The organism is Streptomyces sp. NPDC003035 (assembly GCF_042888285.1).
Taxonomy (GTDB): Bacteria; Actinomycetota; Actinomycetes; order Streptomycetales; family Streptomycetaceae; genus Streptomyces.
Window position 1 is genome coordinate 49,130 of sequence record NZ_JBIAPJ010000011.1, and the last position, 14,104, is coordinate 63,233.

Annotated in this window: 13 protein-coding genes and 1 pseudogene; 10 read left to right on the forward strand and 4 right to left on the reverse strand. The window is 73.0% G+C overall.

What is annotated here, in order from left to right; genetic code table 11:
• Window positions 1-40: 40 nt before the first annotated feature.
• Window positions 41-601, reverse strand: coding sequence for a type 1 glutamine amidotransferase domain-containing protein (locus ACFYV5_RS30435; RefSeq protein ID WP_355112784.1), 561 nt, complete (start codon window positions 599-601; stop codon window positions 41-43).
• Window positions 602-680: 79 nt separating this feature from the next.
• The gene (locus ACFYV5_RS30440) at window positions 681-1,457 is read right to left on the reverse strand and encodes a metallophosphoesterase (protein WP_355112785.1); all 777 of its coding nucleotides are present in this window, start codon (window positions 1,455-1,457) and stop codon (window positions 681-683) included.
• Between the two features lie 233 nt (window positions 1,458-1,690).
• On the opposite strand from ACFYV5_RS30440, the gene ACFYV5_RS30445 reads away from it, so the two are divergent.
• On the forward strand, window positions 1,691-2,383 hold the full coding sequence (locus ACFYV5_RS30445) for an RraA family protein (protein ID WP_355112787.1): 693 nt from the start codon (window positions 1,691-1,693) through the stop codon (window positions 2,381-2,383).
• A 63-nt stretch (window positions 2,384-2,446) separates the two neighbouring features.
• On the opposite strand, the gene ACFYV5_RS30450 is transcribed toward ACFYV5_RS30445, so the two are convergent.
• On the reverse strand, window positions 2,447-2,887 hold the full coding sequence (locus tag ACFYV5_RS30450; RefSeq protein WP_389173657.1) for an OsmC family protein: 441 nt from the start codon (window positions 2,885-2,887) through the stop codon (window positions 2,447-2,449).
• 211 nt (window positions 2,888-3,098) lie between these two features.
• On the opposite strand from ACFYV5_RS30450, the gene ACFYV5_RS30455 reads away from it, so the two are divergent.
• Complete coding sequence (locus ACFYV5_RS30455; protein ID WP_389173659.1) at window positions 3,099-3,410, forward strand: hypothetical protein; 312 nt, start codon at window positions 3,099-3,101, stop codon at window positions 3,408-3,410.
• 102 nt (window positions 3,411-3,512) lie between these two features.
• Window positions 3,513-4,502, forward strand: a complete 990-nt coding sequence (locus ACFYV5_RS30460) for a glutamate ABC transporter substrate-binding protein (protein ID WP_389173661.1) — start codon at window positions 3,513-3,515, stop codon at window positions 4,500-4,502.
• Between the two features lie 73 nt (window positions 4,503-4,575).
• On the opposite strand, the gene ACFYV5_RS30465 is transcribed toward ACFYV5_RS30460, so the two are convergent.
• Window positions 4,576-5,274 (reverse strand): NADPH-dependent F420 reductase, encoded by a 699-nt coding sequence (locus ACFYV5_RS30465; RefSeq protein ID WP_389173663.1) that lies wholly within the window; start codon window positions 5,272-5,274, stop codon window positions 4,576-4,578.
• 164 nt (window positions 5,275-5,438) lie between these two features.
• On the opposite strand from ACFYV5_RS30465, the pseudogene ACFYV5_RS30470 reads away from it, so the two are divergent.
• The 7 genes and pseudogenes from ACFYV5_RS30470 to ACFYV5_RS30500 all read left to right on the forward strand — a co-directional run bounded on the left by ACFYV5_RS30470 (window position 5,439) and on the right by ACFYV5_RS30500 (window position 13,978).
• Window positions 5,439-7,795 (forward strand): annotated as a pseudogene (locus tag ACFYV5_RS30470) (molybdopterin cofactor-binding domain-containing protein).
• 14 nt (window positions 7,796-7,809) lie between these two features.
• Window positions 7,810-8,289, forward strand: coding sequence for a (2Fe-2S)-binding protein (locus ACFYV5_RS30475; protein ID WP_355112798.1), 480 nt, complete (start codon window positions 7,810-7,812; stop codon window positions 8,287-8,289).
• Between the two features lie 35 nt (window positions 8,290-8,324).
• The gene (locus ACFYV5_RS30480) at window positions 8,325-8,894 is read left to right on the forward strand and encodes a dihydrofolate reductase family protein (protein WP_389173665.1); all 570 of its coding nucleotides are present in this window, start codon (window positions 8,325-8,327) and stop codon (window positions 8,892-8,894) included.
• Between the two features lie 162 nt (window positions 8,895-9,056).
• A complete protein-coding gene (locus ACFYV5_RS30485) occupies window positions 9,057-10,334 on the forward strand; it encodes a YncE family protein (RefSeq protein ID WP_389173667.1) in 1,278 nt (425 codons plus the stop codon).
• A 111-nt stretch (window positions 10,335-10,445) separates the two neighbouring features.
• Window positions 10,446-11,690 carry an MFS transporter gene (locus ACFYV5_RS30490; protein WP_389173669.1) on the forward strand — a complete coding sequence of 415 codons (1,245 nt, stop codon included), beginning with the start codon at window positions 10,446-10,448 and terminating at the stop codon, window positions 11,688-11,690.
• Window positions 11,691-11,859: 169 nt separating this feature from the next.
• Window positions 11,860-12,819 (forward strand): alpha/beta hydrolase, encoded by a 960-nt coding sequence (locus tag ACFYV5_RS30495; RefSeq protein WP_389173671.1) that lies wholly within the window; start codon window positions 11,860-11,862, stop codon window positions 12,817-12,819.
• A complete protein-coding gene (locus ACFYV5_RS30500; protein ID WP_389173673.1) occupies window positions 12,812-13,978 on the forward strand; it encodes an acyltransferase in 1,167 nt (388 codons plus the stop codon). Before ACFYV5_RS30495 ends, ACFYV5_RS30500 begins: the two co-directional genes overlap by 8 nt.
• The last annotated feature ends 126 nt before the right edge of the window (window positions 13,979-14,104 follow it).

Genomic DNA, 14,104 nt, shown 5'->3' on the forward strand with positions numbered 1-14,104 from the left:
CCACTCGGCGCGGGACCCGGCCTCCGGGCCGGGGCCCGTCTCAGGACGGGTCCCCGCCGAGGGCCTCGATGATCGCCTCCGCGAAGCGGCGGACGTCGGCCGGCCGGCGTGAGGTGATCAGCCGGAAGCCGCCGGACGTGTCGACCACGACATCACGGTCCACCCACGTCCCGCCCGCGTTCACCAGGTCCGTCCGGAGGGTGGGGTACGAGGTCAGCTCCTTGCCCGGCACGAGCCCGCTCTCGACGAGCAGCCACGGACCGTGGCAGATCGCGGCCACGGTCTTCCCGCTCTCGGCGAACGCCGTCAGCAGCCGCTGGGCCGCCGGGTCCACCCGCAGGCGGTCGGCGTTGACGGTGCCGCCCGGCACCACGACGGCATCGAACCGGTCCGCCGACACCTCCGCGTACGTCGTCTCCGGCCGTAGGACGTCACCGGGACGCCGGTCGGAGACGAGCGTGAGGACGGGCTCCGCCTTCTGCGCCGCCAAGGTGACCCGGGCCCCGGCCTCGCGCAGCGCCTCCACGGGCTTCTTCAGCTCGTCCTGTTCCGCGCCGTAGTTCGTCGTGAGGACGAGGACGCGCTTTCCGTCGAGGGACACATCAGCCTCCCGCTCGCGGGCCGCCGATCCCGGGCGGTGTGGGCGGCCTCATCCTCGCGACTCTCCGCGCACCGCCCCGCTAAACGGGGACGCTCCGGTAGTGGGTGGTGATCCTGCCCCCGTCGTCCAGGACGTGGAAGGCGAGCGACGGCGCCATCTCGTCCCGGTACACATGCCCGCTCGGGCGGTCGTACGACTCCCAGGGGAGCTTCGACGTCGAGATCACCCCCGGCGCGACGAGCAGCGGGAGCCCCGCGAAGGTGGTCGCGGCCGCGGTGTGCGCGTGCCCGCACAGGAGCGCCACGATGCCACGCCCGCGCCCGCGTCCGGCCAGCTCCGCGAGCCGGTGCTCCCCGAACTGGCGGATGCCGTCGACGAAGGGGATGTGCAGCGCGGTCGGCGGGTGGTGGAACCCCACCAGGACCGGCACGTCGTCCGGTGTCCCGTCCAGTACGGACTCCAGCCAGGCGAGGGTCTCCTCCTCCAGGAACCCCTCGTCCTTGCCCGGCACCGACGAGTCGGCCAGCGCCAGCACAAACCCCTCCCCGCGCAGCACCTGGTTCACCGGGGCGCCGGCCCGTCCCCCCGCCGCGGGCTCGCCGAGCAGCACCTCGCGGAAGACGTCGCGCCGGTCGTGGTTGCCCGGACAGACGAGCAGCGGGTGCCGGGTCCGCAGCAACTCCCGTACCTGGAGGTACTCCGACTCCAGACCGTGGTCGGCGATGTCGCCGGTCACCACCACCGCGTCGAGGTCGGCGTCGAGAGATTCCAGATAGGTCATCACGGACCTGGTGCGCTCCACGCTGCGCGATGAGCTGTCGATGTGGATGTCGCTGAGATGTGCGATCACGATCACGGCGGTGAATCCCTCCCCGGCGCAAGGCCGCGCGAACCGGGAGACGGCCTTCGCGCCCCCGGCGCGAACCTACTGCGGTCCGTCCGGCCGCCGCGCGGGCCACATCCGCGGAAGTGGCCCGGGACCGCGGGCAGCCCCGGCGATAGCATCCGCGCGTCGGCCGGCACACCCAGGCCGCGGACCGGAGCGTCACCTCACCGACCGAGCAGGACGTCGGAGAACGGACATCATCGATGCTGAAGGAATTCGCCGAGCTCTCCACGCCCCTGATCGCCGACGCCTGCGTCCGGCTCGGTGAACCACTGCGCGCCGCTCCCGCCGGCATCGCACCGGTCGTGCCGGGGCAGCGCCTCGCCGGAAGGGTGCTGCCCGCCCGGCACTACGGCAGCGTCGACGTCTTCCTGGAGGCCTTCGGCGCGGCCGAGCCCGGGGACGTTCTGGTCGTCGACAACGCGGGTCGCCGCGACGAGGCCTGCGTCGGGGACCTGGCCGTGCTGGAGGCCGAGGCGGCGGGAGTCGCGGGCCTCGTCGTCTGGGGGCTGCACCGGGACACCCCCGACCTGGTCGAGATCGCGCTGCCCGTCTTCTCCTACGGCCGCCACGCGCCCGGTCCCGTCCGCCTGGACGCCCGGGACCCGGAAGCCCTGCGCACCGCACGGTGCGGCGAGCACCTCGTGAGCGCCGCCGACGTCGCCTTCGGTGACGACGACGGCGTGCTGTTCGTGGCCGCCGACCGCGTCGACGCGGTCCTCGAGACCGCCCGCGGCATCCACCGTACCGAGCGCGAACAGGCGCGCGGGATCAGGGCCGGTGAGACGCTGCGGGCGCAGACGAGGTTCGCGGAGTACCTCGGGCGGCGGGAGGCGGACCCGTCGTACACCTTCCGGCAGCATCTGCGCCGGATCGGCGGCGCCATCGAGGAGTAGCGGATGCCCGCTGGAGGGGCTCGGGCGCTCCGGGCTCGCCCTCAGGGGCCGGGCCGGAGAGGATCAGCCCGCCCGGAAGCCGACCGTCCCGTCCGGCAGCACCGCCTCCACCGCCGCGCCGTGCTCGACGGTCCGGCTCACCGTGCAGAACTTCTCGTGCGTCAGCCGTACCCCGCGCGCGAAGACCTCCGCCGCCTTCGGGTTGCTCTCGGGCAGCTCGAACTCGTAACTGACCCTGATCCGGCCCACCCGGCCGTCGTCCTCCGGCCCCGAGAGCGACTCGACCGCGATCCGCAGGTCGTCGTGGTCCACGGCGCGGGCGGTCCGGTCCACCACCATGCCGCCGCAGCCTCCCATGGCGGCGAGCAGCAGCTCGACCGGTGTGAACGAGGGCTGTGCGTCCGTGTCGTCGGCCGCCCCGATGCGCACCTCCGCGCCCCGGTCGTTACGGGCGATCCAGGTCCGGTAGCCGGTGCGGAGGGTCTCGATGCGGTAGTCGGCCATGGTGTCGTGGGCTCCTCGGTGTGCGTACGGTGCGGTCGATTGTCCACGCAACCCGCCCCAGCCGGCCAAGCGGGCGCGCCCGGAGGGCACGAACCGGTCCGTGCTCCCGCGTGACCGTGGACCGGGGCGCCTCACGAGTGAGTACGTGCGCACGGCAGGAGTGAGTACGTCGGCCGATACCGGGCCCGGCGTCCGCTGGTCGAATACGGTCATGACCTCGGACGCCCGGCTCAACCGCCGTATGCAGCACGTCACCGCCACCGGCTCGGCGCTGGCGGTGGCACTGCTTCCCCTCGCCGTCGGCATGCTGCTGGCGCGGAGCGTCGGCGCGGACCCGATGACGCCGGTGAACGCCCTGATCACCAGTGGTGGACAGCGCGCCCGGCTGTCCCGCTGCCAGCTGCGCGCCGTGCGGCCGACGAGGGAGGGGAGCCGGAGCGCCCAAGTGGGCCGGAGGCTCACGCTTCCGTCACTGCCGGCCCTTCCGTCGCTTCCCGCCCTGCCGGCCCTCCGGGGACGGTGAAGCGTGGGCCAACGAGTGCCCAACTCTTCGAACACGCCCGCCCGTTGAAGGAATGCCGCGTAGCCTTGGGTGACGGGATTCGCCTGCGCGGGGGTGGGGCTTGTGACTGCTGGATCCGGGGTGGCGCGGCGGGGAGGAAGACCGCTGGGCGGCCGTTCCGTGCTGTGGCTGCTCCTCACGGCGATGCTCCTGGCCGCGGCTCCGGCCGCGGCTGTGACGGCCGGACCGCCCGCCGCTCCCCGTACGGCCGCCCGGCCCGCCGCCGAGCCCGCCGCGCGCGCCCCGTCCTGCGACCCACGGCGGGCGGGCCCGCGGCCCTCACGCGTGGACGGCCCGGCCGTGCGGCGCATCCGGGAGCGTGGTCATCTCGTCGCGGGCGTGGACCTGAACAGCTACCTCTGGGGGTCACGGGACCCGTGGACCCGCGAACCGGCCGGCTTCGACATCGACCTCGTCCGGGCCATCGCCCGTGACATCCTCGGCCCGAAGGCCACCGTGCGCTTCGTCGGCATGCCGCCCAGCCAGCGGATCGCCCGGCTCCAGGCCCGCCAGGTCGACGTCGTCGTCCGCACGATGAGCATCACCTGCGAGCGGCTGGCCGATGTCGCGTTCTCCAGCGTCTACTTCGAGACAGGCCATCAACTCCTCGTGGCCGAGGGATCCGGGATCAAGGGCTTCGACGCGACGGTACGCGGGCGGCGCGTCTGCCTCAGCAAAGGCAGCTCGGCCGCCGACCTGTTGCGCGGCTCCACGACCGGGGCCGTCGCCGTGGAGACCGCGAGCCATCTGGACTGTCTCGTCGAGCTCCAGCAGGGCAACGTCGACGCCGTCCTCACCCACGCCACCCTCGCCGCCGGGCTCGTGGCGCAGGACCCCAACCTCCGGCTGGTCGGCCCGCGGCTGGACACCTCCCTGTACGGGGTCGCGATGAACAAGGACGACACGGACCTCGTCCGCCGGGTCAACGCGGTCCTGGAGGACTATCGCAAGGGCGGCGCCCGCAGTCCCTGGATGGCCTCGTACGACAAGTGGCTCGCACCGACCCTGGGCGCCCACCCACAGGGCCCGCCGGTGGCCGCCTACGCCGACTGAAGGGGCGAGTTCCAGGGCTTTACGCCGGCTGAGAGGGAGAGGGCGGCCCGGCGCGTCCGGCCACGGGCGGGTGTCAGCCCCGGAACGACGCGGGTCGCTCGGGCGATGCCTGGGCGAGGGCCTCGATGACGGCCGCGACTCCGCCCCGGAGGCCGTAGACCGGGGTGTCGGGCTGCTGGCGCCAGGAGTCGTCGATGCCGCCGGCGTCGACGGTGTCGAAGCCCAGCTCGTCGATGAGGTTCCGTACGGCCTTCTTCGCGACCTCGTCGTCGCCCGCCACCGGCAGGGCGATGCGCTCCGGGTCCCCGGCCGGGAGGGGCTTGTCGAGGATGTCCTGGGCGTAGGTGCCGTTGAACGCCTTGACGACCGGGTGGCCGAGGTGCTGTTCGGTCCAGCGGCTCTCGGTCAGGCCGTCGTCCTCGATGCCCGCGATCCGGCCGTCACGCTGCTGCGGGTAGTAGTTGCCGGTGTCGATCACGGCGAAGCCCTCCGCCGCGTCGTCGAAGAGCCCGGAGGGGAGGTCGGGCACCGCCTTCAGAGGGACGGTCACCACGACGATCTCGGCGCCGCGCGCCGCCTCGGTGACGGTCACCGGCTTCGCGCCGGTCTCCGCGGCGAGCGCGGTGAGGGTTTCGGGGCCGCGGGAGTTGGCCACGGACACGTCGTGCCCGAGGGCCGTGAGGCGGCGGGTGAGGTTGCCGCCGATGTTGCCTGCGCCGATGATGCCGATCTTCATGGAGCGTCCTTCCGAGCCGGTGCGGCGAACTGCCACGCAGGACCGGAACCGCAGGTCCTGTGCACGTATTCCCCGCTTCCGCTCTCCGGGTCGTGAGGGCTTGGCGTGCTCGGCGTGAACGCTGTGCCGTTCCGGGACCCGCGCGGGCACCAAGTGCGCGATGATCTCCAGGACTTCGTGGTCCGTCGAGAGGGCAGCCGATGACAGCGCGCGACGATGCGCAGCACCACCCCCAGGAGGAGTCCGCGCCGCGGGCCGTGGATCGGCGCCGGTTCCTCGGCTACGTCCTGGCGGCACCGACCCTGACCGTCGCGGCCCAGCTCGGCGAGGCGGTGCTCGCACCGTCCCCGGCGGCCGCCGCGGCTCCCTCCCTGGTGCCCTCCCTGCCCGGGCCGTCGGAGATCTACGATCTCAACGACATGCTCACGCAGGCCGCCCTGCCCACCGCGAACCTGATCACCATCCGGATCGAGGCCGACGGCACCGCCTCCTTCGCCCTGCCCCGGGCCGAGGTCGGTCAGGGCATCACCACCTCCTCCGCGATGCTGATCGCCGAGGAGCTCGACCTGCCGCTGGAGAAGGTGCGGGTCAGCCTCGCCGACGCGCGCCCCGAGCTGCTGTTCAACCAGCTCACCGGCGGCTCCAACACCACCATGTCCACCTTCACGCCCATCCGGGTCGCCGCGGCCGTCGCCCGGGGCCGGCTGCTGCGCGCCGCCGCACTGGAGCTCGGGGAGCTTGTGGGCTCGCTCACCGCCAGGGCCGGGGCGATCGTCTCCTCGACGACGGGCCGGAGCCTCACCTACGGCGAACTCGCCGTGAAGGCTGCCTCCGTCACCGACACCGCGGCCGGCGTCGCCCTCAAGCAGCCCTCCGAGTTCACGGTCATCGGCACCGCGCAGCGTCGGATCGACGCCCTGGAGGCCGTGACGGGACGCAAGAAGTTCGCCATGGACGTCCAGGTGCCGGACGCGCTGCCCACGATGGTCTGCCGGGCGCCGACGATCAACGGCACCGTCCGTTCGGTCGAGAACCTGGACGAGGTCCGGGCCATGCCCGGCATCACCGACGTCGTACGGATCTCCACCGGAGTCGCCGTCCGCGGCCGCACCTTCGGCCAGTGCATCGACGCCGTCCGGGCCCTCCGGGTCACCTGGGGCCCCGGCACCGCCGAAGGAGCCTCGGACGCGACCGTCCTGCGGAAGCTGCGAGCGGCGGAACTGCCGCTCGTCGTACCGCCGTTGCCGCTCCTGACCAAGGCGGTCGACGCCCGCTTCACCTTCCACTTCGCCAGCAACAGCGCACTGGAGACCAACTGCGCGATCGCGGACGTGCGGCCGGACTCGGCCGAGGTCTGGGCGAGCCTGAAGTCCCCGATCGTCGCCCAGGAACAGATCGCGCTCCAGCTCGGCCTGCCGCCCACCGCCGTGAAGGTCCATGTCACCGAGGGCGGCGGGTCGTTCGGCCGCAAGCTCTTCCACGACGCCGCCCGCGAGGCCGCCGAGATCTCCCGGGCGATGGGCAAGCCGGTGAAGCTGATGTGGCACCGGACCGACGACTTCCGCCAGGGCCGTACGCATCCCATGTCGACCTCCCGGGTCCGGGCCACGTACACCCTCGGCGAGGTCCTGACGTACGAGCAGCGCCACACCTCCGTCGCCACGGACTTCGGTCACGGCCTCGGCGAGATCATCACCTCCTCGGCCGCCCGACTGCCCGGCGGCGACCTCACCTTCTCCGAGACGATCTTCCAGCTCACGCAGCAGAGCCCGTACCACTTCGGCGTCACCACCCAGCTGCTGAGCGAGACCGACAAGGGCTTCAACACCGGCTCCATGCGCAACATCTACTCGCCCAACGTCCGGTGCGCGCAGGAGCTGGTCGTCGACGAGCTCGCCCGGCGGATGGGCAAGGACGCCTACGCGTTCCGCCGCCAGTACCTCAAGGACGAGCGCGCGCGGGCGGTCCTCGACAAGGCCGCCGAGGTGGGGGACTGGGGCCGGGCGCTGCCCGCGGGCGTGGCGCAGGGGATCGCGGTCCACCCGGAGTACCACTCCTTCGTCGCCGTCCTCGCCGAGATCGACTGCCGGCCGGAGACGACCGGACGGAAGGTCGAGGACGCGTACACGGGTCCGCGTGTCACCAAGGTCGTCTGCGCCGCCGACGTCGGCCTCGTGGTCAACCCGCGCGGCCTCCAGGCCCAGATGATGGGCGGCATCATCGACGGCATCGCCGTCACCCTCACCTCCGGCCTCCACCTGCGCGACGGGCATTTCCAGGAGGCCAGCTGGGACAACTACTTCTACACCCGCCAGTGGAACACCCCGCCGAGCTGGAGATCGTCGTGATGCCGTCGACCTCGGACCGGCCGGGCGGCGCGGGCGAGCTGGCCGTCGCGGGCGCGATGGCCGCGGTCGCCTGCGCGTACGGCCGGGCCACCGGCACCATGCCGACGACCTTCCCCGTCAACCACGCCGAGCCGCTCGGGTTCGAGCCGAAGCCCACCGTCCCGCCGATCCCCGCCTCGCCGGTCGACGGTCTCGACCGCGCCTTCTAGGACCAGGAGCCACCGTGCCGCAACACACCTTCATCCTCAACGGCAAGGCCGTCACGGCCGACGTCGAGGACGACGTCCGGCTGCTGTGGGTGCTCCGGGACGTCCTGGGCGTCACCGGACCGAAGTACGGCTGCGGGATCGGCGTCTGCCAGGCCTGCACCAGCCACATCAACGGCAAGGCGTTCAACCCCTGCTCGGTCCCGGTCAAGGACATCGCGGCCACCGACGAGATCACCACCATCGAGGGGCTGCCCGCGACCGTCGGACAGGACCTCCACCCGATGCAGGAGGCCTGGCTCGACCTCGACGTGGCCCAGTGCGGCTACTGCCAGCCCGGGCAGATCATGACGGCGGTCGCCAAGGTCCGCCGGGCCCGTGAGGCCGGCCGGGAGGTCGACGAGGCCGATCTCGACGAGATCCGCAACATCTGCCGCTGCGGGACCTATAACCGGATCCGGGAGGCGATCGTGGCGGGAGCCCGCCGCATGCCCTGACCCGCACAGCGACCCAGCGCGAGGGAGACCGGACCATGGCTAGGAAGATCGTCCTGATGATGGGGGTCTCCCTCGACGGCTACATCGAGGGCCCGGACCGTGAGATCGACTGGCACGTGGTCGACGGGGAGCTGCACCGGCACTTCAACACGGAGCTCGCCGCGATGGGCGGCTTCCTCCACGGGCGGGTCGTGTACGAGCTGATGGCCGGGGTCTGGCCGACGGCGGACACCGACCCCGCGAGCACCCCGGAGATGGTGGAGTTCGCCGGCATCTGGCGCGACAAGCCGAAGATCGTCTACTCCACGACCCTGGAGCGCGCCGACTGGAACACCACGCTCGTGCGCCGGGTCGACGCCGACGAGGTCCGGGCGCTGAAGGCGGAGCCAGGGGGAGACCTGGTCCTCGGCGGCGCGGACCTCGCCGCGTCGTTCATGGACCTCGACCTGATCGACGCGTACCGGATCTATGTCCATCCCGTCCTCATCGGCCGAGGCAAGCCCCTCTTCCGGGACCGCGACGCGCTGACCCGGCTCGACCTCGTCGAAACGCACGCCTTCGGCAACGGCGTGGTGCTCCTCCAATACGACCGCGCCGCCCGGTGAGAGGGTGGGTCGGGGCCCTGGGAGGCGGGGGCCCGTATCGACTCTCCGCGCCGACTTCCCCGTACCAAGGTCTTGTCGCGAGCGCGACAACTCCCTACCGTCGGGTAAGTTGCCCTGACCGGCAGGGCAGATGATGCCGCACGGCCTCCCGGAAGGACCCCCATGCCTGCTGCCCGGACGCGTGGAGCGCGCCGTCTCATGCTCGGCTCCCTCGCCGCCGCCCTCGCGCTCACCGTCACCGGGGGCGGCGCCGTCGCCGCCGTACCGCCCGCCGACTCCGCGCGGCCGGCCGGACTGCGCCAGGTGATGTTCGTGGGCAACAACTGGGACGGCACCGCCGACGTCATCGAGTCCACCGGCGACCTGGCGCGCATCGGCCGCGTCAACGTGATCCCCGACCGCCAGGCGCGCATGTGGGAGATCGGGCTCAACCCGGTCAAGCTGGCGTACTTCCTGGGCATCCGGCAAGGCCCCGGCGAGGGCCACGACCAGTTCGTCGACGACATGTACGCCACCCCGGACGGCTCGGCGATGGTGGTCTCCCGGCCGAGCTTCGCCGACGTCGTCTCCATCGACCTCCGCTCGGGCGCGATCAACTGGCGCTTCCCCGTGTCCGGTTTCCGCTCCGACCACATGGCCGTCTCGCCCGACGGCACCCGGGTCGCCGTCTCCGCCTCGACCGCCAACCGGGTGCACGTCCTGGACATCACCACCGGCCGGGAAGTCGGGTCCTTCGCCACCGGCGACAAGCCGCACGAGAACGTCTTCACGGCCGACGGGCGCCACCTCTGGAACATGTCCATCGGCGAGGTCACCACCGCCCTCGACGCCCCGGCCTGGGACTGGACCAAGGGCGATCGCCGCATCACCGTCGTCGACGCCCGCACCTTCGAGCAGGTCCGCGTCGTCGACATGCGCGCCCGGCTCGACGCCTTCGGCCGCAAGGACCTCTCCGACGCCGTGCGCCCCGTCGCCTTCACCCCGGACGAGTCCACGCTCTACTTCCAGGTCTCGTTCTTCAACGGCTTCGTCGAGTACGACGTCGCCACCGACCGCGTCACCCGCGTCAAGACGCTCCCCGAGAACCCGGCGACCGACCCCGACCGCACCACCTGGGTCAACGACTCCCGCCACCACGGCATGTCCATGAGCCCCGACGGCAAGCGGCTCTGCGTCGCCGCCACCATGGACGACTACGCCACCGTCGTCGACCGCGCGACCCTGACGGAGGGCCCGCTGGTGGAGGCGTCGAAGCCCTACTGGGCCACGGTCAGCGGCGACGGCCGTGCCTGCGTCATCTCGGAGAGCGGCTCGGACCGGGTGACCGCGATCGACTTCGCCACCGGCCGCCGCGTCGCCTCCGTCGCCGTCGGCGACCACCCCCAGCGGGTCCGCCTCGCGCACGTGCCCGTGGACTGGACCGGACCGACAGCGCGCTGAGACCGTCAGGAAGCGGATGGGGGTTCGGTCATCCGGTCGCGCTCGTTCGCGAGGGTAGTCACGGGATCTCGCTTGACCCTGACACCAATGTGAGGGTTTCAGATACGAGGCATGAGCAACCCCACCTCGTCGAAGACCGGTTCACCCGCACCCTCACCCGCACGCGTATCAGGACCCGTACCGCCCTCCGGAAAGCTGCCGCTCCCCGCCCTCCTCGCCCTGGCCACGGCCGTCTTCATCACCAGCCTGACCGAGACCCTCCCCGCCGGCGTCCTGCCCGCGATGAGCGCCGACCTCGGCGTCGGCGAGGCGGCCATGGGCCAGTCCGTCACCATCTACGCGATCGGGACCGCGCTCACCGCGATCCCGCTCACCGCCGCCACCGCCGGCTGGCGGCGCAAGCGCCTGCTCCTCACCGCGGTCGCGGGCTTCGCTCTCGCCAACACGGTCACCGCCGTCTCCACCCACTACCCCCTCACCATGGCCGCCCGGTTCGTGGCCGGCGTCGCCGCCGGCCTCGCCTGGGCCCTGCTCGCCGGATACGCCCGCCGCCTGGCGCCGGTCCACCTCCAGGGCAAGGCGATCGCCGTCGTCATGACGGGCGTTCCGCTCGCGCTCTCCCTGGGCGTACCCGCCGGCACCTTCCTCGGCGCCGCGCTCGGCTGGCAGATCACCTTCCTGGTCATGACCGCTCTCGCCGCCGTGCTCCTCGCCTGGATCACGCTCACCGTCCCCGACCATCCCGGGCAGCCCAGGGGCGGCCGCGCGCCCATCCGGCGGACGCTCGCCGTCCCCGGTGTGGCCCCCGTCCTGCTCGTCACCCTTGTCCTCGTCCTCGCCCACACCATCCTCTACACCTATGTGGCCACCTTCCTCGACCACCTCGGCATGGGCGGCTCCACCGGCCTCGTCCTCCTCGTCTTCGGCGGCTCCTCCCTGCTGAGCATCTGGTTCACCGGCCTGCACATCGACCGCCGGCTGCGGGTCCTGGCCCTCGCCGGGACCGTGATGTTCGCCGTCGCCTCCGGCACCCTTGCCGTGGCCGCCGACAGCACCGCCCTCGTCTACGCCGCCGCCGCGCTCTGGGGACTCGGCTGGGGCGGAGCGCCGACCGTGCTGCAGACCGCCGTGTCCGACGCCGGCGGCGAGACGGCGGACACGGCGCAGACCATGCTTGTCAGCCTCTGGAACGCGGCCATGGCGGGCGGAGGCGTCGTCGGCGGACTCCTCCTCGACCGCCTCGGCGCCGCCGCACTGCCCTGGAGCGTCCTGCTGCTCCTCGCCCCCGTCCTGATCGTCGTGACGGCCGCCCGCACCCACGGCTTCCCCGCCCGCCGAGCCCGTACCGGCGCCTGAGCCTCCGTCCCCGGCGCCTGAGCCTCCGTCCCCGGCGCCGCGACTGCGACCCGTAGTACTTGAGAGCTACCCGCGGACTGTCCTCTCCGGCGGGACGCCGACCACAGGGCGTGATCCATACGTTCGGTACCGGAACGAAGCACCTCGTCCGGTACGGAAGGACCACACCATGGCGTCCCGCCCGCGCAGTCGCCGCCTGCGCCGCACGCTGCTCGCCGTACTCGTCACCGCCTCGGTGGCGGTACCGACGGCGGGCGCCGCCCACCCCGCCGCCGTCCCGGCACCCGCCCCCGCCGCGCTCCGCCCCCTCACCCCGTCCTCGGCCACGGCCGCGGGCCTCGACGCGCGGTACGCCGCCAACCGGGACGCCATCCGCGCCGCCGAACGGACGGCCGCCGACCACGGCTACCGGAAGAGGGCCACCACCCTGCGCGCCATGGCGGACCCCACCCGGCACTTCCTCTCCTTCGACGGCCGCGACGGCGGCCGCGGCGTCGAGGTCCTCGGCGACCTCGCGCGTGCCGAACGCATCGCCGTCCTCGTCCCCGGCTCCGACACGGCGCTCGGCAGCGAGCGGTTCCGGAACGGCGCCCTCGCCCTCCAGCGGCAGCTGGGCGAGCGCGCCGCCGTCCTCGCCTGGCTCGGCTACCGCACCCCCGCCACCGCGAGCGCGGCCGCCGTCACCCCCGGGCGGGCCGAGGCGGCAGCTCCCGCACTCCGGGACCTCGTCGGGGAGTTGAAGGCCGCCAAGCCCACCGCCCGCCTCACCCTCCTCTGCCACTCCTACGGCTCCGTCGTCTGCGCCGAGGCGGCCCCCGGGCTCCCCGTCGCCGGCATCGTCCTGTACGGAAGCCCCGGCACCGGCGCCGACAGCGCCGCGGACCTGCAGACCCCGGCCACCGTCTGGGCCGGGCGCGCCGCGCGCGACTGGATCGCCCACGTGCCCCATGTCCGCCTGCCCCTGCTTCTCGGGGAGTTGGGGTTCGGCACCGACCCGATCGCGCCGGAGTTCGGGGCCCGCGTCTTCGACGCCGGCGACGGCGGACACAGCGACTACCTCGTCCCCGGTTCCGTACCCCTGGAGAACCTCGCCCGGATCGTCGACGGGCAGGAGCCCGCCGATGCGTGAACTCGTCCGCCGGATCGAGGCCGCCACCCCACCGGACCGCGACCGCGCCCTCGACGCCCTGCGCGCCCTCGCCATCCTCGGCGTGGTGCTCGGCCACTGGCTCGTGACCGCCCTCGTCGCCGACAGCGGCACCATCCGCGCGGCCGGACCCCTCCAGCACCTGCCGGAATTCGCCCCGGTCTCCTGGGTCTTCCAGACCCTGGCCGTCTTCTTCCTCGTCGGTGGGCAGGTGGCCGCCAGGAGCCACGCCGCCGCCCGGGCCCGGCGGGAGAGCTACGGCCACTGGCTCGCGGCCCGGCTGGAACGGTTCTTCCGTCCCGTCGTCGCCCTGCTCGCGGTATGGACCGTGGCGACGCTCGCGATGCTCGCCGCCGGTGTGCCCTGGCAGACCCTGTACACGCTCGGCAAGCTCGTCGTCTCCCCGCTCTGGTTCCTGCTCGTCCTCGCCGCGCTCACCGCGGCGACCCCCCTCGTCGCCCGGGTGCACCCGCTGTGGCCGCTGGCCGTCGTCCTCCACGTCGACCTGATCCGGTTCGGCCTCGACGGACCCGACGGCCTCGGCTGGATCAACGTGGCCGCCGGCTGGCTCGTCCCGTACTGCCTGGGCGCTGCCTGGTCCCGGCACGGGCTCCCGGGCCGGACGACCGGCTGGGCCCTGCTGCTCGGGGGAGCCGCGGCCACCGCCCTCCTCGTCCTCTGCGCGGGCTACCCCGCCTCCATGGTCGGCGTGCCCGGCGCGCCGGTCTCCAACCTCAACCCGCCCACCCTGGCGGCCGTCACCTTCGGTCTCGCCCAGTGCGGGGGAGCCCTGCTGCTGCTCGGACCGCTGCGCCGCGCCCTGCGCCGGCCCGTCGCCTGGGCCGCGGTGGCGCTGCTGAACCTCGGCGCGATGACCGTCTTCCTCTGGCACCAGACCGCGCTGATGGCCGTGACCGTCACCGGCCTCCAGGCCGGCGAACTCGTGGGCCTGGGACCGCTCCTGGGCCTGCACACCGTGCCCGACGGGTACGGCTGGGTCCTGGCCCGGCTCGCCTGGCTGCCGTTCTTCGCGCTCGCGCTGCTGGTGTGCGTCGCCGCGTTCCGTACGTACGAACAGGGCGGCCGCCGCCCCGGTCGCGAGAGGCGACCCGCCGCGAGGAAGGAGATCCGAGGTGCCTAGGGCCTGTCTCTTGGATCAGGCCGGGCTCGCGACGCCCGGCACGCACGCTCGCTGCGTTGTCGTCAGTCGTCGATGGCCCCCTGTGCCTAGCGGCACGGGAGGTACCCCCACCGCATGGACTCCCTC